This is a genomic window from Paenibacillus sp. p3-SID1389 (assembly GCF_025151705.1).
In the GTDB taxonomy this organism is placed as follows: domain Bacteria; phylum Bacillota; class Bacilli; order Paenibacillales; family Paenibacillaceae; genus Fontibacillus; species Fontibacillus phoenicis.
In genome coordinates this window covers 1-25,103 of sequence record NZ_JALXVO010000058.1, presented here as the reverse complement: position 1 = coordinate 25,103, position 25,103 = coordinate 1, and the positions used below count along the sequence as shown (strand labels likewise).

The window sequence follows — 25,103 nt, the reverse complement described above, 5'->3', positions numbered from 1 at the left end:
GCCGCCGTGCCGCCGGCAGCGGAGCCGCGCCCGCAGGACGCGGCTCGCGCGGAGGCGCCGCCCGCGCAGCCGGACGCCGCTGACGCGGCGGCCGCGGGCGGGCCGCCGGTGCGCGTCTATCTCACGCGCACCGGCGTGGTCGAGACCGTGCCGCTCGAGCAATACGTCACCGGCGTGCTCGCCGCCGAGATGCCGGCGGACTTCGAGCTCGCGGCACTCAAAGCGCAGGCCATCGCGGCGCGCACCTTTATCGTCCAGCGGCTGGCCGCTGGAGAACCCTCAGGCACCGGGAGCAAAGATGCGGATGTCAACGACACCGCCAATCATCAAGTCTATCTCCCCCGTGCGGAATTGGAAGAGTGGCCAAGCCGGGGGAAGGGCGCAGAGCTGGAGAAGCTGCGTCAAGCCGTCCGGCAGACCGCAGGAATCGTCATGACGTTCCGCGGACAGCCGATCACCGCTTCCTTCTTCTCTTCCAGCGGCGGATACACGGAGAACTCCGAGGAATATTGGTCGCTGAAAATTCCTTATTTGCGCAGCGTGCCTAGCCCATGGGATGCGGCGATCAATCCGAACAACCGCGAAACCGTGGAAATGCCGCTCACCCAGCTTTACGCCAAGCTGGGACAGAAAGTGCCGGAACCGGTGCAGACCGCATTAGCTGCGCTGGATCAGGGGGAAGCCCAAGCCAAAGCGGCGGCGTCGAAGCTGAGTGCCGACAAGCTGTTTAAGATCCTCTCTTGGACCACCGGGCGTCGGGTGAAAGAAATTCGCATCGGCGACAAGGTGTACACCGGCCGGGAAGTTAGGGAGAAGCTGGACCTTCGCTCCAGCCAGTTTACGCTGGCGGTGGCCGGCGATACCGTGAAGATCACCACCTATGGCTACGGCCACGGCGTTGGCATGAGCCAGTGGGGAGCGAACGGGATGGCGAAAGAGGGTTATACAACCACGCAAATCCTCAAACACTACTACACGGGAATCTCGTTTCAGCAGGTCTCCCATTTTCTCAAGTAGTGGCTTGAATGCGAAGTTTCTCTTTTTTCTGAAAAAAAAAGTATATAGACGAAGTATAAAAGAGTTCACCCCGGTAACACTGGTTACTGAGGTGATGAGCAAATGAATGAAAACCAGAAAAAAACAAGTCACGAGGAATCTCCTAAAATGGGACTGGGAGAACCGGTGAAGCCGGTATCCGCGTGGAAGAGATTATTGTCAAAGAGATGGGTTTACCCGGCAGCGTATGTGGCGGCAGCGGCAATTATACTAACCTTAGTGTGGGTCTACCAGGATGCGAGCAACAAGCCGATGGACTCGACCCCCGCCAGCGTGACCGACACCGTGAACCTGTCTGGCGAAGAGGAAGCCGCAACGGGAGAGGGAACGACAGAGGAAGAAGCAACCGAAGTCATCGCCTCCTCCGAAGATCTCGCTTGGCCGGTAGTGAATGCCGCCGAAGTTAGTGTGGTGAAGCCGTTCTATGAGAAGGATGGCACGGCCGAAGAACATCAAGCCGCCCTGGTGCAGTACAACGATACGTTTACGCCAAACACCGGGATCGACTTGGCGCGCGAAGACCGTAAGCCTTTCGAAGTCACGGCTGCCATGAGCGGGAAAGTGACGCGGGTTGAAGAAGTGCCGCTCCTCGGGTACGTGGTGGAAATTACGCACGCTAACAACCTGAAGACGGTATACGAAAGCTTAGGCGAAGTTAAGGTGAAGAAGGATGCCGAAGTGAAGCAAGGCGACATTATCGGCAGCGCCGGCCGCAACGAAGTGGAGAAGGATCTCGACAACCACGTCCATTTTGCAATTTATGAAAATGGCGAGCTGGTGAATCCGGAATCCGTACTTCCGAAAAACTAACGTTTTGCAATAACCCATCCATCCCATGTAAGGCACTGCCAGCCGATCCAAACATCGAGGACTACGGCAGCAGGCCTGACGGAGAGCGAAGAGCTCTCCGTTTTTTTGTCCTCATTCGCAATAAGGGTACAAAAAGGCCTTATTTACCGGAAATTCCGGCTTCCCGAGTAAATAAGGGAAAATATTGGCCTTATTTTTTTGATCCAAGCCTCATAAGGCTTGTTTTCCTGAGGATCGAGACAAATAAGAGCCTATTTTGTCCTTATCTCGTGCAGATCAAGCTCGAACGCCCAAATAAGGCCAAAAAAGTCCTTTATGAAGCATGAAGATGGTAACTCCATTACTCCGTTTTACGCACTTCACTTCACTTGTCCAACCGAGCTGCAGCTACTCCCTTAGTAACCAACGGTAAAATAAAAGGCCCCGCAAAGGCTTGTCACGCTTGGAAACAAAGAATATCTAAGCCCGCCCCTCATATAATGTACCAAACTATCTCGAGTTGAGGGAGGCGGGAGCGTGCACGATTACATCAAGGAACGGACGATAAAGATTGGACGGTGCATCGTGGAGACACGGCACACAGTTCGGACGATCGCCAAGGAATTCGGCGTTTCGAAAAGCACGGTGCACAAGGATTTAACCGAACGTTTGCCGGAGATTAATCCGGATTTAGCGGATCAGGTGAAGCACATTCTCGAATATCACAAATCGATTAGACACTTGCGCGGCGGTGAAGCAACGAAGATCAAGTATAAGAAAAAAGGTCAATCCAAACGTGAGGTGATTAGCTCCGTTAATTAATGAGTAATGAATTTATTTAGTTCACTCATCGAACGATAATCATTGAATCAATCCCCTAAAGTATGGTATTTTTAAATATGGTATAAGATGATGTGGATTTTCATCCATTTATCCCGAAATTTCGCGATATTCTTCGACTTTTGTCGATAAACAACACCTAGTCAGCGGGACGCTTCTGCCATATCACATGAGGTAGGACCGCTACGTCCTTTCCGTGATTTACAAAAATACGCTTTGGGGGATCGAATGATGGGCAAGGATATTGGGATTGATTTAGGCACGGCCAATGTGCTAATTCATATCAAGGGGAAGGGAGTCGTACTTGACGAACCTTCCGTTGTCGCCATTGACAGCGACGGGAAACGGGTACTGGCCGTCGGTGAGGAAGCTAGACGGATGGTAGGTCGTACGCCTGGAAATATCACTGCAATTCGTCCCTTGAAGGACGGAGTCATTGCCGATTTTGAAATTACGGAAACGATGTTGAAGTATTTTATTGACCGGGTGGGCGGGCGAAGCTGGTACAGCCATCCGAGAATTCTGATCTGCGCGCCGACGAACATTACGTCGGTCGAGCAGAAATCGATTCGCGAAGCCGCCGAACACAGCGGCGCCAAAGAAGTGTATTTAGAAGAAGAACCTAAAGCGGCCGCCATCGGGGCCGGCATGGATATTTTCGAACCGAGCGGCAACATGGTTGTCGATATCGGCGGCGGGACGACGGATGTGGCGGTGCTCTCCATGGGAGACATCGTCACGGCCTCGTCACTTAAAGTCGCTGGGGACAAGTTTGATGCTGCCATCATTAAATATATTAAAACGAAGTACAAGCTGCTGATCGGGGAACGGACAGCAGAGGATATCAAAATTGGAATCGGAACGGTGCACCCGAACGGACGGCAGGCGGAGATGGATATCCGCGGACGGGACATGGTGTCCGGACTGCCGCTGACCGTGACGATCACGGCGAAAGAAATCCAGGAGGCCCTGGCTGATCCGGTATCCTCCATTGTTGCCACCGCCAAATCGGTGCTGGAGCGCACTCCGCCGGAATTGTCCGCCGACATCATTGACCGCGGCGTGATTTTGACCGGAGGAGGCGCTCTGCTGAACGGGTTGGACGAGCTGCTTGCCGAAGAGCTTCACGTACCGGTGCTTATTGCGGAAGATCCGATGCACTGTGTGGTAAAGGGTACGGGGATTATGCTCGATAATTTGGACAAGGTGCTAAGAAGAAAGTTCTAATCGTCCGATAAAATAAAGAAGGAATGAATTGCCCGGAACAATAGGGCATTTAGAATACATAGCGTCTGGAGGTAAGTCATGCTAAGAGGTCTCTATACCGCAGCATCCGGCATGATCGCCGAACAACGGCGGCATGATACAGTTACGCAGAATATCGCCAATCTCAACACACCGGGCTACAAATCGGTGAATACCGTAGCGCGCTCTTTTCCCGAAATGCTGATTTCCTTGATGGGGGACAAGCAGTCCGGGAACAACAAGCAAATCGGGAAGCTGGTAACCGGGGTGTTTGCGGAAGAGAGCCTGCCGGCGTTTACACAAGGGGATTTGAAGGAAACCGGAAAGAATACCGATTTTGCCTTGATCTCGCAGCTTAGCTTGAATGACCCGGCAACGGGTGAGCCTTATGCGTTTGACGCTTCCGGTAAATTCGTCACAGAGGACGGCGAAGTGATCTATCAGCCGCAGGCCTTTTTCGCCGTTGCGGATAACGAGGGGAATGTACGATATACCCGGGACGGCAGCTTTACGGTGAATGCGGCGGGAGAGCTGAGAACGTCCACCGGTTATCGGGTGCTGGACACTGACGGCAATCCGATCATCCTGAATGCAGGCTTGTCCTTGGACACGTTGTCCAGCGATGAAGCCGGAAATTTAACGGCAGTGGATAACACCGGTGCCCTGGTGAATCTGGGTGCCTTGGGAATTACAGTGGTGGAACAGCCTTACCAGCTTCTCCGTGAAGGCAACGGCGTCTTCCGGGTGGCGGATGAAGAGGCGGCGGGAGTACGTGAGCTGGTGCCTGGAGCGGATGGGGCTGTGATACGCCAAGGCTATCTTGAGGTATCTAACGTTGATACCGCCCAATCTATGGTGGATTTGCTGGCCGCCCAACGAGCTTATGAATCCAACCAAAAAATCATTCAATATTATGATCGAAGCTTGGATAAAGCGGTTAATGAAATTGGCAAAGTACAATAACGTACAGCAAATTACAGTGATCAATGTGCGGTTGCTTTTGCTTAATACAGGAGGTGCGGCATGAATAACACCGTCATCAGCGCGATGGTATCGATGAGCGGCATTCAACAGCGTTTGGACTTGCTGGCCGATAATATCGCCAATGCGAACACAGTAGGGTATAAACGAAAAGAAGCCAACTTTGAAGACACGCTGACCCGGGTGCAGAACCAGACTTCCGATCTGAATCTGCCGGGCCGGGCTACACCGTCCGGATTCACCCTTGGTTTTGGCTCCAGAATGTCGCAGGTCACTGTCAATTATGCTCAGGGTTCGATTCAAGAGACTGGCAATATGACGGATTTGGCCATTCAAGGCAATGCGATGTTTAGCGTATGGTCGCCGGAAGGGGATGTCGCCTATACTCGGGGCGGGGATTTTCAAATTCAGCCGGACCCGGATGATGCAGAGTCGGCTTTCTTGGTGAATCAACAAGGATATGTGGTCTTAAACGCTGAAGGGGATCCGATCACGTTCCCATCCGATGCCAAGCTGAGCATTGACGCTGACGGGAATATCCTGGCCACCAATGGGGAAGGCACAACGGAAGTGGGACGAATCGCCTTGTTGAAGGCTGAGAAGCCGGAGTCACTCGTTCAGAAGGACGGGAACCTCTTTATCCTGGCCAATGGTGTTACCCCTGCCGACGTGATGGTGGACAACCTCACCCTGCCGACGGGACAACGGGCCAGCTTGCGCCAAGGGGCGCTGGAAGCCTCTAACGTTGATATGACGGAAGCGATGGCGGAAATGCTTCAGGTGCAGCGCGCCTACCAATTGACAGCTCGCGCGCTAACCTCGGGTGAAACGATGATGGGTCTAGCCAACAACTTGCGCGGATAGGTGGGATGCTTCATGAGTGAAGACAGTCAACCGGTGAGCAAACGGCCGGCCTGGATCGTCATCCTGAAGATCGTGCTCGTGTTGCTCGTTCTTGTTGCGGCTCTGGCGGCAGGTATGGTCGTTGGGTATGTTGTGTTCGGCAAACAAGAGATGTCCGATATATGGCACTGGGCAACTTGGAAGCATGTATTTGATCTGGTCTTTGCTCCATAAAGGGCATCCAGATGGCCGCTATTATATAGTAGAAACTGAGCAAAAATAACAAAAATGTCCACAAACTCTCGGCTGACGGGAGTTTTCTTTTTGTAGGCGAAAAATGTATAATGATGGGGGACTTAGGTGAGGAAAAACGTCAAAAGGGCTTTATCCGTAATCGACCGGGAGGTCGTTTGCGGATAAGCCCCTTATCTTAACCTTCGCTTCTGCAGAGGCGAAGGATATCTACAGTTTGAACGGATCCCCGCATTTTTATTCAAGTTGGGACGCATCCAATCGAGACTCATGCCACAAACCGAAAGGAGACTTACATATGTTAAACACGAACCAAATTCAGGAAATTCTGCCGCACCGTCCTCCGTTTTTGCTGGTGGACCGCATTATTGAGCTGGAGGAAGGCAAGCGCGCCGTTGGGATCAAGAATGTGACGATTAACGAGCCGTTCTTTACCGGACATTTTCCGGGATACCCTGTAATGCCTGGCGTGTTGATTACAGAGGCGCTGGCGCAGGTCGGAGCTGTTGCGATCCTTAACGTTGAGGAGAACCGCGGCAAGATCGGCTTCTTGGCTGGACTGGATGGATTCCGCTTCCGCGGGCAAGTGGTCCCGGGAGATACGCTGCGCTTGGAGGTCGAAGTGACCCGGATGAAGGGCTCCATCGGTAAAGGCCATGCCATTGCGAAAGTGGACGATAAAATTGTTGCCGAGGGAGACATCATGTTCGCCTTGTCTTAATCGGGCGTAATCGTAATCACTAAGGAGGAGAACCTATCATGACTGAAATCAGTAATGCCGTCCGTGAGAAGCTGGCGAGCTGGCTGCAGGACCCAACGATTGATGAAGCAACCAAACAGGAATTGCGTGATTTGGAAAATAACCCAGCCGAACTCGAGGACCGTTTCTATCGCGACCTGGAGTTTGGGACAGGCGGGTTGCGCGGCGTGATCGGCGCGGGGAGCAACCGCATGAACCGTTATACGGTAGCCCGTGCTTCGCAAGGGTTTGCCGAATATATTCTGGAAGCGCATGCGGGCCAAGCCGGGGCACCTTCGGTCGTCATTGCGCATGATTGCCGTCACTTCTCGCCGGAGTTTGCGTTGGAAGCTGCTTTGGTGCTGGCCGGCAACGGCATCGTAGCCAAGCTGTTCCCATCGTTGCGCCCAACGCCGCAGCTCTCCTACTCTGTACGCGCTCAGAAGGCCACCGGGGGTATCGTCATCACAGCAAGTCATAATCCGCCGGAGTACAACGGCTATAAAGTATATAACTCGACGGGCGGCCAGCTCGTTCCGCATGAAGCGGAGCAGGTTATTGCTCGGATTCAGAAAGTGGCTTCTTTCGCCCAAGTCAAACGGTTAAGCCGCGAAGAGGCGGAAGCGAAGGGATTGCTCGTATGGCTGGGTGCCGATGAGGATGAAGCCTTTGCGGATACGGTAGCGAACACCAGTGTCAATCGCGAGCTCATGACTTCCGGAGCAGCTAAAGATCTGGTGGTTGTCTTTACGCCGCTGCATGGGACAGGGAACCTTCCGGTTCGCCGTGCTTTGGAGAAGCTTGGTTTTACCCAAGTGCATATTGTGAAGGAACAGGAAATGCCGGATGGTGATTTTCCAACGGTGAAGTCCCCGAACCCAGAAGAACGGGAAGCGTTCACGATGGCTATCGAGCTCGGCAAGCAAGTGGGCGCGGATATCTTGATCGGTACAGATCCTGATGCGGACCGGATGGGGGCCGTTGTGCGCACGCGGGACGGAGAATATGAAATTCTTACCGGTAACCAATCGGGCTCCTTGCTCGTTCATTATGTATTGAGTCAAATGAAGGAAAGAGGAAAGCTTCCGAACAACGGCGCGGTTGTCAAGACGATTGTAACCAGCGAATTTGGCGCTGCGATTGCCCGCCACTATGGGGCTGTGGTGTTTAACACGCTGACCGGCTTCAAATATATCGGTGAGAAGATGAACGAATTTGAAGCTTCCGGCGAGTATACTTATTTGTTCGGTTATGAGGAAAGCTACGGATATCTGGCAGGCAACTATGCGCGCGATAAGGATGCCGTCGTAGCCTCGATGTTGATCTGCGAAGCGGCAGCGTATTACAAACGCCAAGGAAAGACCTTGATCGACGTGTTGGAGGAGCTGTACCAACAGTTCGGCTATTACCGCGAAACGTTAGCTTCCCGTACGTTAAAAGGCAAGGACGGCCTGGCCCAAATCGGGGCGTTGATGGAAGCCTTCCGCAGCAACCCGCCGCAGGAAGTTGGGGGCGTGCGTGTATCCGAAGTACTCGATTACTCGCATGGCCTGGACGGATTGCCGAAGGAGAACGTGCTGAAGTTTTTGCTGGATGACGGTTCGTGGTTCTGTCTGCGCCCTTCGGGTACGGAACCGAAGATCAAATTCTATTTTGGCGTTTGCGGCACATCTGCGGAAGATGCCAAGTCGCGTCTGAACCGGATTCAAGAAGACGTTCTTGCCCGCGTCGATCAATAATCGGCAAGCAGGTTGGGGAAACAAATAACAGATGTGGATTCATGCATTTTTGAGGAGGTACCTTAGTGATTCGAAGTTGGCAGCGGTGGAATAACGCTTCCCGAAAATTGTTGTGGGTTTTGGTGATTGTCGGAATCCTGGCTTCTGTGCCGGTGATCGCGCAGCGGGTTCAAACGGAATCCTCCGCAAACAAAGTGGAGTTCGTCTTTAATTATCGAGGATTGTTGGATATCGCATCGTATCAGGCGAATCCCCAGGCGTATATGGATGAGCAGCTGGACCGTCTGAAAGAAGCTGGCGTGGGCACCATGGCGATGTTTGAAAGCACGCTGGACGAATTGGTAAAAGCGCGCCGGATTATGGTATTTAGTTCGCTGGAAGTTGCGAAGCTGAACGGTGCCGTCGTGACGAATAGCGGCAATTACACCTACCTGGCGTTTACAAGTGCGGAGAACGAAGCGCAGTTGAAGCCGATGATCGAAGCGGCATTCCGCCAGCTGGACGTGCCGGTGGCAAACTGGCAGTATCAAGATCATGGCGGGCTCGCTATCGGTATGGGCATGGAAGAAGCGATGATGAAGCCGATGCCGCTAGATCCGATTGCGTTTAACATGCTGCGGGAGAAAGGCTTTACGATTTTGCCGCGGCTTTCGGACAATATCCCTTATGATCAGGAAGAGATGGATCAACTGCTGGCCTTTTTCGCTGAAAACGGGGTAAATCGCATTCTGTTCGACGGCGAAGCGGTGAAAGGCTTTAACGAGGATCAGACGAAGCATAGTTTGCAGGGCTTTGCGGATTTGCTGAAAAAATACAACATCGGCATCGCGGCCATCGAAAATTTGAAGGCTCCGCAAAAAGGCTTTAACAAACTGGCTTACCTGATCGATTATAACGTGGTGCGCCTGCATTCCTTGTCGGATGCGGAGGCTTCCCAGGATAAGATGACGCTGGCCGACCGGTTCGTTCTGGCGACCAAAGACCGGAACATCCGGATGGTTTATCTCAACGCTTCTGCTTCCAAGGACGTGGCGAAAGCGTCGATTACGAATCCCATCGATAATCTGATTGGTTCGCTGCAAGCTCCGGGGAATGCAATGAAGCGGATCGAAAACAACGGATTTGAGCTGGGACAAGCTGAGGCTTTCACGATTCACGACGCTAGCTGGCAGAGATACCTGAAAGCGCTGGTTGTCCTTGGAGGCGTAGCGTTTGTAGCGTTGCTGATTTCCTGCTTCCTGCCGTCGCTTACACTGGCAGCTTTTGTGCTCGGCCTGGTAGGTTCGGCTGGACTGTACGTGCTGAATCCGGTCTTGCTTGAGCAAGCCTTGGCTCTGTTCGTAGCCATCAGCGCGCCGACAATTGCGATGGTATTGGCGATCCGCAAGGTGCAGGAGCTTCAAGAGAAGCATCCGAATCTCTCGGGCGGACGGCGGCTGACCCATACGATTGTGTTGTATATCAAAACATCGTTGCTGTCCCTATTCGCTGTACCGTTCGTGATCGCGCTCTTGAACAACATTACGTACAGCCTGGTGCTGAATCAATTCCGTGGCGTCAGCCTGCTGCATTTGGCGCCAATCCTGCTGATCGCCGTATATGTCTTCTTATATCGGGGGAACTCGGTTTGGGAGGAATTGCGCAAATGGCTTAGCATGCGGATTACGGTGCTTTGGGTAGTCGTTGCTGCTGTACTTGGAGTGGCGGCGCTGTACTACCTGTCCCGTACTGGGAATTCTGGAACGTTGCTTCCGGGTGAAGCGGCTTTCCGTTCTTTCCTGGAGAACACCTTTGGTGTTCGGCCGCGGAACAAAGAATTTTTGCTGGCGCATCCGCTCTTTATCGTTGGTCTGTTTGCCGCGTTTCGCTATCGCTGGGCGATGTTCGCGATGATTATCGCGGTGATGGGCCAATTGTCGATGGTCGACACGTTCGCACATATTCACACGCCGGCCGTGCTTTCGTTGATCCGCGATGTTCTGGGTCTCGGACTTGGTCTTGTGATTGGTTTGATTGCCGTTCTGGTTTGGCAAATCATTGAAAGGTGCTGGGATAAATGGTCGCCACGACTACTAAAACCATAGTTCTGTCGGGGTATTACGGGTTTCGCAACAGCGGGGATGAAGCGGTGCTTCAATCCATCCTGACCGCGTTGGAAGAAGAAGGACTTACCTCGGGCGTGGACATCAAGCCGGTTGTGCTGTCCATCGATCCGGAGTGGACAAGCCGCACGTATGGTGTGGAAGCTGTACACCGGATGAAACTCGGAGAGGTAAGGAAGGCTATAAAGAGCAGCGACGGATTGATCAGCGGAGGCGGCAGCTTGCTGCAGGATGCGACGGGGATTAAGTCGATTCCGTATTATCTGGGTATCATCAAGCTGGCGCAATGGCTCGGCAAGCCGACCTTCGTGTATGCTCAGGGCATCGGACCAGTGAACCGCAAGCTGTTCCGGCCTTTGATCGCTTCGGTGTTCCGGCGCTGCGACTATATTTCCGTGCGCGATGCGGAATCGGCCAGCCTGCTCCGGGACATGGGGCTGCGCGGTAAGGACGCCATCCAGGTCGTGCCCGACCCCGTGATGGGGCTGACGCTTCGGGAGCCTGCGGATCGCTCCTCGGAAGGGCACCGCGAGGAAGGCGAGTCCGCTTCCGAGCTGCCGGTCGTTGGCGTATCGGTTCGCTTCTGGAACCCATCGCGAACCGATCTCACGCAGCTGGCCGAGGGGCTCTCGCTGCTCTGCCGCCGCAAGCCGGTGCATATCCGCTTCCTGCCCTTCCATTTCCCTGGCGACGACGAAGCTTCACGTTTCGTGATGGAACGGCTGGGAAATGTGGCGGAACGCGGCTGCACCGTGAGCATCGCGCCAGAGGCGGAGCACCCGCAGGATATGCTGCGGGAGGTCAGCCAGTGCAGCCTGCTGATCGGCATGCGGCTGCACAGCTTGATCTACGCCGCCTCGCAGAACGTACCGCTGCTCGGCGTCTCGTATGACCCGAAGATCGACCATTTCTTAGGTCGCATCGGAAGCGTCCCGGTCGGGACCGCGGAGGAGCTGGATCCGCGGATCTTGGCCGCGGAAGGGGAGCGCCTCCTGCAGGAAGCCGGGACGTGGCGCAAGACCCACGCCGCGCAAATCGCGGAACTGAAGCGGGAAGCAAGGGTGCCCGCGTGGCGGATCGTTGAATTTTTACGAAAGTGATGGGTGAACAGGTGATGACGATGATCAAGGAAGGTATCCCGACGGTTTCGGTCTTTGGCGTTCCCGTCTGCAAATGGGGGATGAAGGAGACAGTCGCCTATTTGACGGATGTGGTCACCGCCAAGACGCCGCATCATGTGATTACGGCCAATCCGATCATGATGATGGCGGCGATTGAGAATCCGGAATATAAAGCGATGATGAGAACCGCCGAATTGATTGTGCCGGACGGAACGGGCCTGGTCTGGGCCGCGCAAAAAGGCGGTGATCCGGTGACAGAACGCGTGCCGGGGTACGAGCTGCTGCACGAATTGATGAAGCAAGGGGAACGCCGCAGCTGGAAGGTGTACCTGCTTGGTGCAGCGCCGGACGTCGTGAAGGAAACGGCTCGCCGATTGGCCTTGCAATATCCCGGGACGACGATCGTGGGATATCGCGACGGCTACTTCGGTCCGAATCAAGACCAAGAAGTGATCGATGAAATCGTCAAAGCCGCGCCTGATCTGCTGTTTGTTGCACGGGGGGCAGACACGCAGGAGCCTTGGATCGCCAAATACAAAGACGTCCTGCGCGTCCCTGTCATGATGGGCGTCGGCGGCAGCTTCGACGTGATTTCCGGGCGAACCAAACGAGCTCCGATGGCCTTCCGGAAGCTTCGGCTGGAATGGCTGTACCGGTTGTTGAAGGAACCTACCCGCTTCCGCAGAATGCTGGCGCTGCCGAAATTCGCCGTACGCGTGCTGCGGGAGAAAGAAAACCTTACGAAAATGGGCTAAAAGTCTCGATTTCCATGAATTACTGTGATTTTTTGCGCAAATGCGGGGTTGGTGTTTCTCCTTAATCGGAGTATAATCATTCCGGTGCAGAACAATTGGAGGTCGAAATTGAATGTTGATGATCTATATCATCGGGTTTATCGTTTCACTTGGCTTGGCTTTGGGCCTAACGCCGCTCGTAAAGAAATTCGCTGTTAAGGTCGGCGCCGTGGATGTGCCCAATGCGCGCAAAGTGCATACACGAATTATGCCGAGACTCGGTGGTTTAGGGATATTTTTATCTTTTGTCATCGCGTTTTTTCTGCTTCTTCCATTCTTACCTGACGTATTCACGGTACGCGAAGTGAACTTCATCAAAGCTTTCCTGGTAGGCGGAACGATTACCGTATTGCTGGGCGCTTTGGACGATCGCTTCGATTTGCCGGCGAAACTGAAATTTCTGATTCAAATTGCGACGGCCTGCGTGGTCGTGTTCGTGTTCGATATCCGGATTGAATTTGCGAATATTCCGTTTCACACGTATGCTGCAGTGGAGACGTGGGTGGCCATTCCGTTCACCATTCTGTGGATCGTTGGCGTGACGAATGCCATTAACCTGATTGACGGATTGGACGGATTGGCTGCAGGGGTCTCTGCCATCGCGATCGGGACGATTGCGGTTATGGCGTTCCTGATGGGCAATGTGATGGTGGCGCTGCTCTGCTTGCTGCTTCTCGGCAGCATTATCGGATTTCTGTACTTTAACTTCCACCCGGCCAAAATCTTCATGGGCGACTCGGGCGCCCTGTTCCTGGGCTTTAGCTTAGCGCTGTTGTCGCTGCTCGGCTTTAAGCAGATTGCGATTGTGTCGTTCCTGACGCCGCTGATCCTGATCGGCGTGCCGCTCTCGGACACGATGTTCGCCATCGTGCGCCGCTGGATGCAGAAGAAGCCGATCTTCTCGCCGGACAAGGGGCACTTGCACCATTGCCTGCGCGAGCTCGGATTCAGCCACCGCCAGACGGTGCTGATCATTTACGGCATCGCCGCTTTCTTCGGTGTGCTGGCCGTGATCCAATCGTCGGCCGCAATGTACAATGCAAACTGGGTGACGTTTGTCGTCATCTGCGTGATGGTCTTCTTCCTGCAAATCGGTGCCGAGGTCATCGGCCTGATCGGCAAGACGAAGCGCCCCGTGCTCGACTTCCTCGCCCGCCTTCGCATGAAGGTGTCGGAGGAGCGCGGTACGAAATAATAGCATTCCTAAATGCAGGGCAATTATGCATTTCTTTACTTGTACTAGGACAACCCTTGGCGGTGATGAGCCGCAGGGGTTGTTTTTTTGTGCTTGATTCAGCCGGGTACCCTCCCTGTTCGGCCCGAAGCACTTTCAACCGCTCTGCACCTCTTATAGTCCCCCTGATCTAGCGGACTCCAGAGCCGTTAATTGCGCTTGATTGCTGCCAATTGGATTCTAACGGACCGTGGAGACCTTATTTCGTGCTGCTTCGGAAGTTTTACGTCAGAATGAGCTCAATAAGGTCTCTGTAGTCCGTTAGGACGGGAAATGAGTGGGAAATCGACGAATAAGGTCATTACGGTCCGTTAGCGAGACGGATGAGGGTTGCCGAGGCAGTGCGCTGAGGAGGAAGGTTACTATTCCTGAAAGGCAGACTGAGCGAACGGGATAATCTAAGAGCGATCTATGCCGGAGCAAGCCACGCCGAAACGGCATCTTTTTGTGCCCCAGGATTTTCGTTGGATTCTCTTTCAAGTTTTCCTAAAATTCTTCCAACTTTCGACCGATAACATATGTAAGTGACGCTTATGGGCAGTCCCTGCAGAACTTTGACGGGGACATCAACACACACTACATAACAAAGGAGAGATTTATCCATGCAACGCTTGAAGAAGCCCTTCATATGGTTGATGCTTACAGCATTGATCATCACATTGTTGCCATCGGGGTTCGTTCCTACGGCCAATGCTGCTCAGGGCAACTATTTTATTCCGGATGACTTAACTCTGAGAAATACGACTACGTTAACACTCACTCCCGGTCCAGACCAAGTCGCTCGGGATAGCCGAATGTATACAACAACGCTTCCTACGATGACTTTTACCGGTACTTATTCTCAGGTTACTGAGGACTCCCTAAAGGTTAAAGTTGAACGTTTGACCTTTAAAGTTACAAATCAGGCTACGGGTGAGGGGGTCTGGGAGACAGATAGCTCCCAATTTAAGAACGGGAATATCTCTCGAGATACTTCGTCCTCTTTTCAGGATAAATTTAAAGTTACCAACTTGCCGTTATTCCCGGGGTTTAACCGGATCACGTTGTCGGGTTCCCAAAATGGGATAACACGCGAATCTACTTTCTATGCTTTATTTGATCAAGTTCCTTACGTACAAGATTTGAAATTGTTAGGATCCAGTTATGGAACCATTTACTTAAACGAGGGTTCGGAGGTTGTTGCAGATAAAGAAAACGTCTCGATCTCCGGTGAAGTGAAGAACGCGACGGAAGTAACCGTTAGTGTGAATGGGGGCACGGGTTTAGTCACTACATTAACACAAACGGGCAAATTCTTTTCGCCGGCCCTAAATTTGAAACCGGGCCTTAACAAAATCACGATTACTGTTAAAAGCGGCGCGGATTCTGTTACAATTGAGCGCTCCGTTTATTACTTTGATAAAAATAAACCGTTCGATACGATTGCCGTCCAGTATAACGGTGCTGAATATGATGTGAACAATAAAGTGGCAACCATCACAGAAGCCACAACACCGGCACTGCCTGTGTCTGGAACACTCAAGTTCTCGATGTTATTAAATGATACTGGTAATGCCTTTGGTGCATCGCAAGGTGCTGGAAAAGGCAATGTGACACTGACGGATTTCTTCAACACGACAAATCCGCCGTTCACGGCATTTACTGCCACAGAAACGGAAATTCCTGCACCAGACGGTGTATCCCGTGCATACAGATTAGTTGAAGTTAGTGTGCCATTCACCTTTGGAAGTGGGGACCAAAAATTTAATCTTAGTGTTCAATATGATGGAACTTATTCGGCGTCTCTGAATATCAACTTTAAATACCTTCCAGGCGAGATTGGTGTTACCGGATTGAAATATATGAAGGACAGTTCAACTCCGCCAGCCAACATCAATGATCTTCCAGATCTGGATGGTACTCAAGCCGATAAAGATAATTTTTACATTTTGGTTACGGCAGACCAAGCGTTTAACAGCAGTGATCTTAAAGCAGTCTACTTGCCAAGAGGGACTACTGGACCGACAATTACTCCTGTAACTACGGGAACAGCAACACAGCATGTTTTCCAAGTCACAGGATTTTCCAGCGGTACACAACAAGTGAAATTTAGCATTGGTACCTCCAGTGCATCCAAAATTGCTACTATTACGTATGCAACGAAAAACTACATCTATGTTGAAGGCTTGTATGATGGTCAAACGATTTCGGTAGATTCAAGTAAAGCGAACCTTTACGTAGATATTAATGGGGAGTACCGCGACTTTGAAAACCTGTCAAATCCACAGTTTTTTGTGAATGGGGTTTCTAATGATAAGTTGACGCCTCCTATTGCCTTTAATCCAACGACGGCTGCGCCTACTTTCTCGATTCAACTGCCGATCGATGTTAACGGCCCCTTATATTATGGTGAGAACCGTATTAAATTCAGCGGGGTATCCATGGATGGTAAGGGGAATTCCAGAACGGTTGTTAAAGAGTTGAGACTGTACATTCTGGATACAAATGTCTCGAACATTACTGTTTTCCGTCCGAAGATTTTTGATCCAGCAGTAACGTTTACAGGTCTGGATCTGAATGATACGAGCGGAGCTAACACACAGCTGACCCAAATCCTTGCGGGCTCGCCTGAGTTTAAGTTGGTTGGAGAGATTTATGAAACTAGCGCCAAGAATTATGATCTGATCATTCAAGGGGCAGGAGCCAAAATTATTAACTTAATGCGGGGCTCCGAGAGCGTCTTTAATTCCCAAACAGATGCACCTACTGCGGATCTGACTTCAACGGCGATGACAAGCACACAAATTCTTACAGGAACCATTGTTCGGAGCGGTAAACCGGACGTTGGTTATGATATGGCTGTATTTAACGGCAAGTTTGTATTGAGAATTAAGGATATTGCACTGGATTCGCTGGGAAGTCAGGTATATAATCTGGAGCTTATCAATTCTACGGGAGCCCGGACTTTGCAAAGACTGGAGATTTCTCGCGTATTGGCACCATATCGGATTCTATCTCCGGTTCCGACGGTAGGCGATCAGATCATCGTTAACAAGAACTTTGTTCGGTTCGATATTGAGGCTGAAGGTGCAACCCGAGTCATTATTGATAAAGGGGAAGCCATTCGTCGTACGGACCTGCCTGAAAATGCACCGGCAAGATTTATCTATGATTTTGTAGGGCTCAAACCGGATAAGACGACCAAGATCAAAATTCAAATTATACGTGGAACCGAAACGCTTAATGACACTATAGAGGTTTATTATACGAGTGCTGTTGCTGTGGATTCGCAGTATATGACGGAGAAACCGGCCACGAAGTATTCAGCGTTTAATAAAGCGCTGGAGTTAACTTTCCCTAAAGGTACCGTATTAAAAACAGCAAATGTACCTGAGGGTAGCGTAACTAAATTTTATCCGGACAATAAGTTGTTATTTGGGATTGCAGATCCTAAGAACGGGATCTTGGAGCGCCGGAACGATTACGGAAACTTCTTTAACATTGATAAGGACGAAAGAACACCAAATGGCTTAGCAACGCTGACTTTGCCAGAGGACTTGTCCGAGTTGTTCAACTCAACGGCCAAAACAAGCAATTTTACTAGAGTTTCTGATGTTTACTGGATTAACGGTGGTTATGGCGAGTATGGAAGCGGAGATTCGTATAAGCCGGCGACAAATGGTTTGCCGCCATATTCGATTTTGCCGCAGTACTCCGATTCCCAAAACTTCCGGGATCTTTTGCTTCGAGAACCAGAAAGAAAGCTTGTACCTTCCCAACGCGGCACGTTGAAGCTAGCCTTCAACAAGAGCGTCGTGGATGAGGCAGGAACTACGGTAACGGTATTCCGATTCACCGAAAATTCGGAATGGGAGAATATCGGCGGGACTGTCGATACGAAGAATAATACCATTACCGTGCCTTTTGATGATTTTGGCTACTATGTTGTCATGAAGCAAAGCCGTGGATTCAGCGATATCACGAACCATCCATGGGCACGGAATATGCTGAATGCTCTGTATTCGAAGGGAATTATGGCAAATCTGCAGCCGAATACGTTCGGAGCCGATGATCTGACGACTCGCGGGGAATTTGCTACATTGCTGGTCAAAGGCCTTAATATCCCATTGAATTATGACAATAAAGTTCAAACTTATTTTGACGTTGTACCAAATGCCAAAACAGATACCTGGGAGTTCAAGTATATTGAAACGGCCTCCCGTGCAGGGATCATTACAGGTATTACTGAAGGATACTTTGGGGTTGAGGAACCGATCACGAGAGAACAGGCAGCCATGATGATTGCTCGTGCACTCAAACTGAAGCTTCCGGCTAATGATAGTAAGTTGAATGCAACGTTGGCTAAGCAATTCCTGGATTCGGGAAGAATTGATCCTTATGCACGTCCAGCCGTGCAAGCTGTTTACAAAGCGAAAATCATGGATGGACAAAGTGTTACGACGGCAGGCAGCAAGAAAGCATCCGTCAATTTCAATCCAAAAAACAACATGACGAGAGCTGAGGCAGGGAAAGTTGCGGTTGAACTTCTGAAGAAAAGCTCGTCTATCTTCCCTAAAAACCTAAGCTAATAGGCGTTCAATGACTGGAGGCGGCCAAGGTTAACCAAGGCCGTCTCTTTATTTCCAATTACATCTTTTTGTGTTTTCCAGAGCTTTACGTTAAAATAAGCAGAGTAATAGACAATATGCAAAAGGGTGAACTTGAACAGATGAAACCGATCCTATCGAAACCGCAGTTGGGTTATTCCAAAGCTAAGCGCAAATTTGAGGATAGATCCAAAGTATTGGAGAAGCGCATTGAAGAAACGGCTAAGCTTCAAGAAGTAACCCAGGAAGTTATGGAGAGTCTTGTGATTGAGACGGGCTTCCATGACGCATTCACCGAGCTGCGTGCAGCCGAAAACGAACTGATTGAATGGTCTCATAACACGATGAAGCATGAGAAGACATACAAAGATAACAAAAAAGCCATCGACGAGATGTATGAGAAACTGAATACCGATCCGCAAATGCGGGCTCGTATTATCCAATTGGCCATGAGAGTAAGGTAACTTGCGGCCGCTTGGGTACGAGATTTGCCCATAAGGCGTCCAAAATTGGACGTCTTATTTGTCGTGCGCTCACATACAATGGAGATAGCGCGAAAATGGGAAAAGTTGCTTAATGACTGACATATTTCGGCATGATATACTAATTTCCGTCAGGCGGTAAGGGAGTAAAAAAGGCGTAACACAGGGGAATCTTAGAAAAAGTTACAATCTCGCAATTTTTTTTAAATCCCCCGCAACTTTTTGAAACCTGCTGCGTTTAAGATGTAGAGCATTGGCAATGGCGACTGTTTTAGACATGGCAAGGTCTCCCTCATAGGGAAACTTGTCTATCTATTAGAAAAATTAGCTTTACGGCTCTGGGGACCCATTGTATAATGTTTAGGTAGGATTAGGAAACTAGTCTATTTCTACATTCTATTCATTCTCGTTTACAAGTTTCTGCAGTTCTGCTGCAGACCTAATTTATAGGAAACCTGCTCAAGCTCTGGAAAGGGGGTGCAATGGCTAATGAGTAACACGAGCTATTCATTTAAAGAAAATTCTCATGTGATAGTTAATCAAGGAGGAGAAAAAAAGGTTATGAAGAAAATTTTGTCCGTAGCTTTGTCTACAGCAATGGCATTCTCCATGTTTGCTTCCGTAGCATTCGGTGCTGATGCCAAACTGACTCCAGAGCAACAATTTAACGCTCTGAAAGAAGCAGGTATCGTATCTGGCTTCCCAGACGGCCTGTCCCACTTGGAAAGAACGTTGACTCGCGCTGAACTCGCGAAAATCATCGTTAACTCCCTGAGCCTGGAACCAGTTGACGCTACTTCTTACAACGATAAGAACTATGCGAACCACTGGGGCCGTCCTTACATTGAAGCTGCTACACAAGCTGGCATCCTCAATGGTAAAGACGCAGTTAAGAAACTGTTCGATCCGAACGGCGCAGTAACTGTACAAGAACTGGCTAAAGTTCTGGTAACTGCTCTGAAACTGGAAGTTCCTGCTGACGCAAACAACACAGCATCCGCATGGGCTAAAGGTTATGTAGCAGCAGCTGTTAACGCTGGTTACCTGGCTGACGGCATCAACTACCAAGCTCAAGCAACTCGCTCCCAAGCAGTTGTAGCAGCATACGCTATCTACGAAGCTGCTCAAGTTCCAACAGTTAAATCCTACAAAGTTGTTGACAGCAAGAACGTTGAGTTCACGCTTTCCAACGGCGAAGTAGTAAAAGTAGCTTTGGAAAAAGAATTGGTAGCTGGTAAAAATGAGGTTAAATTTACTCATAATGGTCATGAGTATACTGCAAGTGTAGAATACACAGTGACCGAAGCAACTAAAGTGGAAAGTGTTTCTGCTGACAACCTTAAAGAAATTAAAGTTGTTTTCGACGGTAAAGTCGATAAAGAAACAGCTGAAAATGAAGCAAACTACAAATTGAACAGAGTAATTGAAGATGCAGTTCTTTCTGAAGACGGAAAAACTGTTGTGTTGACTTTGGCTAAAGAGTTCAAATCCGAAGGCAATAACTTGGAAAATCAAAAGGAAACCAAGCTGACTGTTGATGGGGTTAAGAGCTCTGATAAGTCCAAGACTATCAAACAAGAAGTTACTTTCACTCCTGTTGATGTAACGACTCCTAGCGTTAAAGAAGTCGTTGGTCTTGGTACAAAAGCTTACAAGGTAGTGTTCTCTGAACCAGTTGATCGTGCTGATGTAGTTAAATCTTCTAACTATAAAGTTGACGGTAAAGCAATTACTGCATTTATCGACTACGTCGACAGCAAAACGGTAGTTGTTAACACTGAATTGGAACTGGGAACTCATAAACTTGTAGTAAGCGATGTTCAAGATTTTTCAGGTCTGAAAGTCGTTCCTTTGGAAACTGAGTTTACAGTTGCTGAGGATAAAGAAGCTCCAAGTATTGTATCTGCAACGGGTGGAGACTTCACCAAAGTTACAATTAAATTCAATGAACCAGTAAAATCGATTGGTAAAGTGTACAACACAGTTTCTTCCAAAGGTTCTAAAACGCCAATCAGCTGGACTAAAGGTTCCGATGAAATCACAGTTGAATTTGATAAAGCTAACGCTTTGAGTCTTGGTGAGAACAACATTGTTATCGAAGGCGTTACAGACTACAGCAATAACTCCGCAACACGCGAAGTTAAAGTTAGCCCAACTGCTGATGCTGAACGTCCAGAAGTTAAAGGTGCTTCTGAAGAGGCAAATGCAAGTGGTAACTCTGTAGTAACAATTGAGTTTAATGAAAATGTTGCTTCTAATGCTGGCGCTACTGCTAACTTTACTTTCCGTGACAAGGATGGAAAAGTAGTTGTAGGCAAAGGCTTGGATGCTAACGGACATCCAATTGTTGCTGGTACTGTTGACGGTAAAAAAGTTAAATTTACATTGGCTGGTCGTCTTGACAACGGTGACTACACAATTGATATTACCGGTGTTCAAGATACGGCTTATGTTCCAAACACAATTTTGCCAACTTCTGTTGGTTTCTCCGTAAACAAAACCGCGACTTTTGAAGCTAAAAAGTTCTGGGTTGAAGTTCAATCTGGCACGAGTGCAAAACGTGATGTATATTTCTATGTAACTTTCAGCAGACCGGTTGCTACTGAAGGTAATGGAAGTGCTTTGACTGCAGCGAAGTACAATTACAGCACTGACAATGGAACTACTTACAAAGCATTACCAACTGATTCGACTGTTGAACTTATCACTCCTGAAACTGTTAAAATCACTGTACCTTACACTGCAGATCATGCAATCATTGGAGGAGCTAATAAGCTTCGCGTTTCTCTGATTGCAGATAAAGATGGAAGCTACGCATACGAAAACAATGCTTATATTGGTGAAATTGCTGTTACTTCCGCTCATGTAGTAGGTGCAACCGACGTTAAGGCGTTGGATAAGAACACGGTTGAAGTTAAATTCGATGGGAAATTGGTTAACATCGATGCAAGAGAGTTTGGTGTTAAATCCACTGTAACATCTGATGTATATGACGTTTCCCTTGCAGGTTATAAGTATGATGGAAATGATACAATTGCTACGTTCAAGGTTAGCAAAGACTTGGCGTATGGAGTAGGTACTGCAACCCTGGATGCGGACTTTATTTCGAGAACTGCTGGTACAAATACTCAAGCTCCAACTGCAAATACTCAAGATGTATTTGGTTTCAAAGTAGATACTACTGCAACATCTCCGATTAAAGATGGCATTAAGCCTGTTATCGTTGAAGTTGATGGCAAGAAGTTCACAGTAGTTGCTGGAACTGGTACAAATGAGTATGTTGCAACCTTGACCTTCAGTGAAAATGTTGTTGTTGCTGCTGACAGCAGCGTATTCACTGTAACTGTAAATGGCGCTGATGCTACTAATATTTCTTACACTCAATCGGCACCAAATCAAGTTCAAGTAACATTCACAAGCCCAATTGCACTGACATCTGGTTCGTATGTTGGAATTGCCCTTTCTGACAGTAACGAAGGTGCTAAGGTAATTAAAGATAACGCTGGTAATGCAGTTGCTGGTGTTACTGTTTACGAAGTACAATAATAGTTGTAATTAGTAAGCTGTACCGAAAGAGAGCCTAAAAATAGGCTCTCTTTCTTTTTTTGCTTCTATTATAAGGTGAGTTTTATAATAGTTGCTCGCGAAAATAATTAGAATTTTACTTACAGAAAACTGTATGGAGAAAAATAATCTTGTAGAACAACTTTCTAAAAAGTAGTCAGTAACTTTGAAATGACGATATAGTAACGTACTGAAACATTTTTCTCAATCAAACGTTATTATTAAGAGAACTATATTTTATGAGGAGGTAAAAAGTTGAGTAAGAAGCCAGTAACAGCAGTTATATTGTGCATAACCATGTTAATTAGTGGCGCTCATGGAGCCCTGGCCGCAACAAGCGCAACAACGAAGACTACTGTTCAACCAACGAAGACAGTTGTACATACTTTGGCTAATTTAAACTCTATAAAGATCACGGCAAAAAGTACAATGCGCCTGACTGATGTTAATATTCTGAATCTTGACGAGGAAAATATACTTACTTACACATTAACAATTCAAAATGGCGATAATAAGACATTAGATTTGTTGGATTATTGGTCCAAAGTTAAAACTACTAGTGGCACGACGTACAGCACATCTCTTATGACTAAGGACAAGTCAAAGAAAACACTGTCTGCGGGATCTTCTACTACTTTGACCTATATTGCTAAAGTAGGTAAGAATGTCACCATTAGCAATTTGGTGTTTCAAGTGATTAAGTGGGATTTTAATCAGGCAAATTATGAAAGTTTAAAAGGGCAGTTTAAAATCCCTGCTACATATTTAATATCCACACCATCTAACCAATCAAAAACACTAAAAATGTTCGATACACCAGTTAAGGCGAAGGTGAGTCAATTTGCTTCCTTTACTTCTGGTGATTATAACTATGTCAGCGTAGGGTTGAATTTACAAAACATTGGTTATAACCTGTTCCAAGATCCTAAAATTAAGTTTGTCATTAAAACGGCAAACGGAGCAAGCTATCCGATGTCCGCCGATCCAACAAGCTCGGATTATAAGATTCAACCTCAGGACAATAAGACCTTGAATTTGATGGCTGAAATTCCTAAGAGTATTAAGCTCACTAATTTGGAATTGCAACTGATTCAAGAGGATGAAACATCGAAGCTCAACTTACCGATTGCAACCATGCAATTACCGAATGCTACAAGTCAGTCCTTAGCTGTTCAACCTAACATCGAGAAGTTTATTGCCTTGGGGAGCGGTAAAATTGCCGTTAAGGTTAGCGGCGTAACGGTGCTGCAAAGCTTTGATGAACATAGTTTATCGATTCGCTTTAACTTTAGAAATACGACGGGAACGACCGTAACCATCCCTAAGTATCAATTTCAGCTTCAAACTAAGGATGGGTACCGTCTTCCGATCACCACTCAGGTTCCGGATAATTACGTACTAGAGCCTCTTGAAGAGAAAACCATGAACTTAAGCGTAAGCGTACCTGCGAATGTGAATGCACAAAATGCGCAGCTCTTTATGAATCTGCCTGTTGCATCAGATTCGAAGGATAACTTTAGTTATCCGGCCGGGATATTTGCTTTACCGGAGGTTCAACCTCTGCAGAACATGATTGGCCAGAAGCAATTTATTCAGACTCCAAACGGCATTTTAGGGGTCACACTTAGCTCGATTCAAAGATTGCCGTGGAGTGATGGCGACCTGGTTTCTGCCAAAATCACAATTAACAACACCGGATTTAAAACAATCTTGCTTCCGGAATTGTCAGGACAAGTGAAGCTTGATAGTGCTACCCTTACTACAGGCACAAACTTCATTACCTCACAGAGCGTAGGTTTATTGGGGCCAAATACTTCAACTGATGTTTACGTGGTTACTAAGGTACCAAGTTATTTGAGTTTCAGCCAATTGCAAATTGCTCTATTGGAGAAGCTGGGTGAAAATAGCACTTCTGAGTGGGTGCAATTTGTCAATGGGGGTTCGTTGCCAGAACTTCCAACCATCGCAACCGGATCAAGCTATAGTTTGGATACTCCTGGGCGTAATGAAGAATTAAGGGTGCTTCGTTCACTTGTTTATAGCGGTACATCATCAAATCTAGTTTACACTGAGCTGGAAGCCCAAAATAAGGAGGATCGTCAAATCGATCTGTCTCAATTTGCGGGTGCTTTCGTAGGATCTGAGGGTCAAACGTATAAGGCAACGGTTAGCCAGATTGAAACTTCTGCGGGTCCTGGAGAGAAGAGCATCGTGGCACTCTGGGCAAAAGTACCAAAGAACATTTCGACTTCAGATATGAAGTTGGTCGTTGGTGAAGGTATCACAGATAATAAAATGACGCCAATTAAAGGTGAACCAACAGGCTATGTCAACGCAGCTGCGTTGGAGCTTCAGTTAACTACTCCGAGTATCAAAACAAATTTAACTAACTTGGACTTGTTCCCATACTCGTTAACTGTTAAAAATGTAAGAGCCACCTTGACTGGTTCAACTTCTGTGAACGTTGTATTTGATTACAACATGACGAGAAACATGGACTATGCGATTGGTGAATTTGGCCATAAATACTTAATCGAACTCGTCGATTCTTCAGGCCGGGCTTTCGAGAAAGAATTTGTGCCAGAATCTGACCTTAAAGTGACCAATGGTGGAAGTGCAAGCTTCTCTTTTGATGATGCTGCTTTCCAAGATAGAACTTTTGGAAGCTTCCAATTTAATGTGTACGATGTATTCCAGGGTCAAAAACTTAAATTAGGCAGCCAAGGCTATTATTAT

At 48.7% G+C, this 25,103-nt stretch carries 17 protein-coding genes; all 17 read left to right on the top strand.

The genetic code is table 11. The features are described 5' to 3' along the window. Window positions 1-1,017: stage II sporulation protein D (spoIID, locus tag M3G15_RS18490; RefSeq protein WP_260071709.1), on the top strand; the 1,017-nt coding region annotated here is incomplete at its 5' end. A gap of 102 nt (window positions 1,018-1,119) precedes the next feature. After that, window positions 1,120-1,866 (top strand): M23 family metallopeptidase, encoded by a 747-nt coding sequence (locus tag M3G15_RS18485; protein ID WP_009223750.1) that lies wholly within the window; start codon window positions 1,120-1,122, stop codon window positions 1,864-1,866. 516 nt (window positions 1,867-2,382) lie between these two features. Then, window positions 2,383-2,667 (top strand): sporulation transcriptional regulator SpoIIID, encoded by a 285-nt coding sequence (gene spoIIID, locus M3G15_RS18480; protein WP_009223751.1) that lies wholly within the window; start codon window positions 2,383-2,385, stop codon window positions 2,665-2,667. A gap of 246 nt (window positions 2,668-2,913) precedes the next feature. Then, entirely contained in the window at window positions 2,914-3,912 is a 999-nt protein-coding gene (gene mreB, locus M3G15_RS18475) for a rod shape-determining protein (protein WP_009223752.1), read from the top strand. Window positions 3,913-3,990: 78 nt separating this feature from the next. Beyond that, window positions 3,991-4,893 (top strand): flagellar hook-basal body protein, encoded by a 903-nt coding sequence (locus tag M3G15_RS18470; RefSeq protein ID WP_260071708.1) that lies wholly within the window; start codon window positions 3,991-3,993, stop codon window positions 4,891-4,893. 60 nt (window positions 4,894-4,953) lie between these two features. Next, window positions 4,954-5,775, top strand: coding sequence for a flagellar hook-basal body protein (locus M3G15_RS18465; protein WP_260071707.1), 822 nt, complete (start codon window positions 4,954-4,956; stop codon window positions 5,773-5,775). Between the two features lie 12 nt (window positions 5,776-5,787). Beyond that, complete coding sequence (locus M3G15_RS18460; RefSeq protein ID WP_260071706.1) at window positions 5,788-5,988, top strand: DNA-directed RNA polymerase subunit beta; 201 nt, start codon at window positions 5,788-5,790, stop codon at window positions 5,986-5,988. A 316-nt stretch (window positions 5,989-6,304) separates the two neighbouring features. Continuing rightward, window positions 6,305-6,727 carry a 3-hydroxyacyl-ACP dehydratase FabZ gene (fabZ, locus tag M3G15_RS18455; protein WP_260071705.1) on the top strand — a complete coding sequence of 141 codons (423 nt, stop codon included), beginning with the start codon at window positions 6,305-6,307 and terminating at the stop codon, window positions 6,725-6,727. A 38-nt stretch (window positions 6,728-6,765) separates the two neighbouring features. Then, window positions 6,766-8,484: a phospho-sugar mutase gene (locus M3G15_RS18450; RefSeq protein ID WP_260071704.1), complete on the top strand. Its 1,719-nt coding sequence runs from the start codon at window positions 6,766-6,768 to the stop codon at window positions 8,482-8,484. A gap of 65 nt (window positions 8,485-8,549) precedes the next feature. Next, on the top strand, window positions 8,550-10,568 hold the full coding sequence (locus M3G15_RS18445) for a DUF5693 family protein (protein ID WP_260071703.1): 2,019 nt from the start codon (window positions 8,550-8,552) through the stop codon (window positions 10,566-10,568). After that, window positions 10,541-11,686: a polysaccharide pyruvyl transferase CsaB gene (csaB, locus tag M3G15_RS18440; RefSeq protein ID WP_260071702.1), complete on the top strand. Its 1,146-nt coding sequence runs from the start codon at window positions 10,541-10,543 to the stop codon at window positions 11,684-11,686. Before M3G15_RS18445 ends, csaB begins: the two co-directional genes overlap by 28 nt. A gap of 14 nt (window positions 11,687-11,700) precedes the next feature. Continuing rightward, on the top strand, window positions 11,701-12,462 hold the full coding sequence (locus M3G15_RS18435) for a WecB/TagA/CpsF family glycosyltransferase (RefSeq protein ID WP_260071701.1): 762 nt from the start codon (window positions 11,701-11,703) through the stop codon (window positions 12,460-12,462). 112 nt (window positions 12,463-12,574) lie between these two features. Then, window positions 12,575-13,696 (top strand): glycosyltransferase family 4 protein, encoded by a 1,122-nt coding sequence (locus tag M3G15_RS18430; protein ID WP_260071700.1) that lies wholly within the window; start codon window positions 12,575-12,577, stop codon window positions 13,694-13,696. A 641-nt stretch (window positions 13,697-14,337) separates the two neighbouring features. Continuing rightward, window positions 14,338-18,303 (top strand): S-layer homology domain-containing protein, encoded by a 3,966-nt coding sequence (locus M3G15_RS18425; RefSeq protein WP_260071699.1) that lies wholly within the window; start codon window positions 14,338-14,340, stop codon window positions 18,301-18,303. A gap of 140 nt (window positions 18,304-18,443) precedes the next feature. Beyond that, window positions 18,444-18,785 (top strand): hypothetical protein, encoded by a 342-nt coding sequence (locus M3G15_RS18420; RefSeq protein ID WP_028538158.1) that lies wholly within the window; start codon window positions 18,444-18,446, stop codon window positions 18,783-18,785. A 507-nt stretch (window positions 18,786-19,292) separates the two neighbouring features. After that, window positions 19,293-22,349, top strand: a complete 3,057-nt coding sequence (locus M3G15_RS18415) for an Ig-like domain-containing domain (protein ID WP_260071698.1) — start codon at window positions 19,293-19,295, stop codon at window positions 22,347-22,349. Window positions 22,350-22,622: 273 nt separating this feature from the next. Then, window positions 22,623-25,103: hypothetical protein (locus M3G15_RS18410; RefSeq protein WP_260071697.1), on the top strand; the 2,481-nt coding region annotated here is incomplete at its 3' end.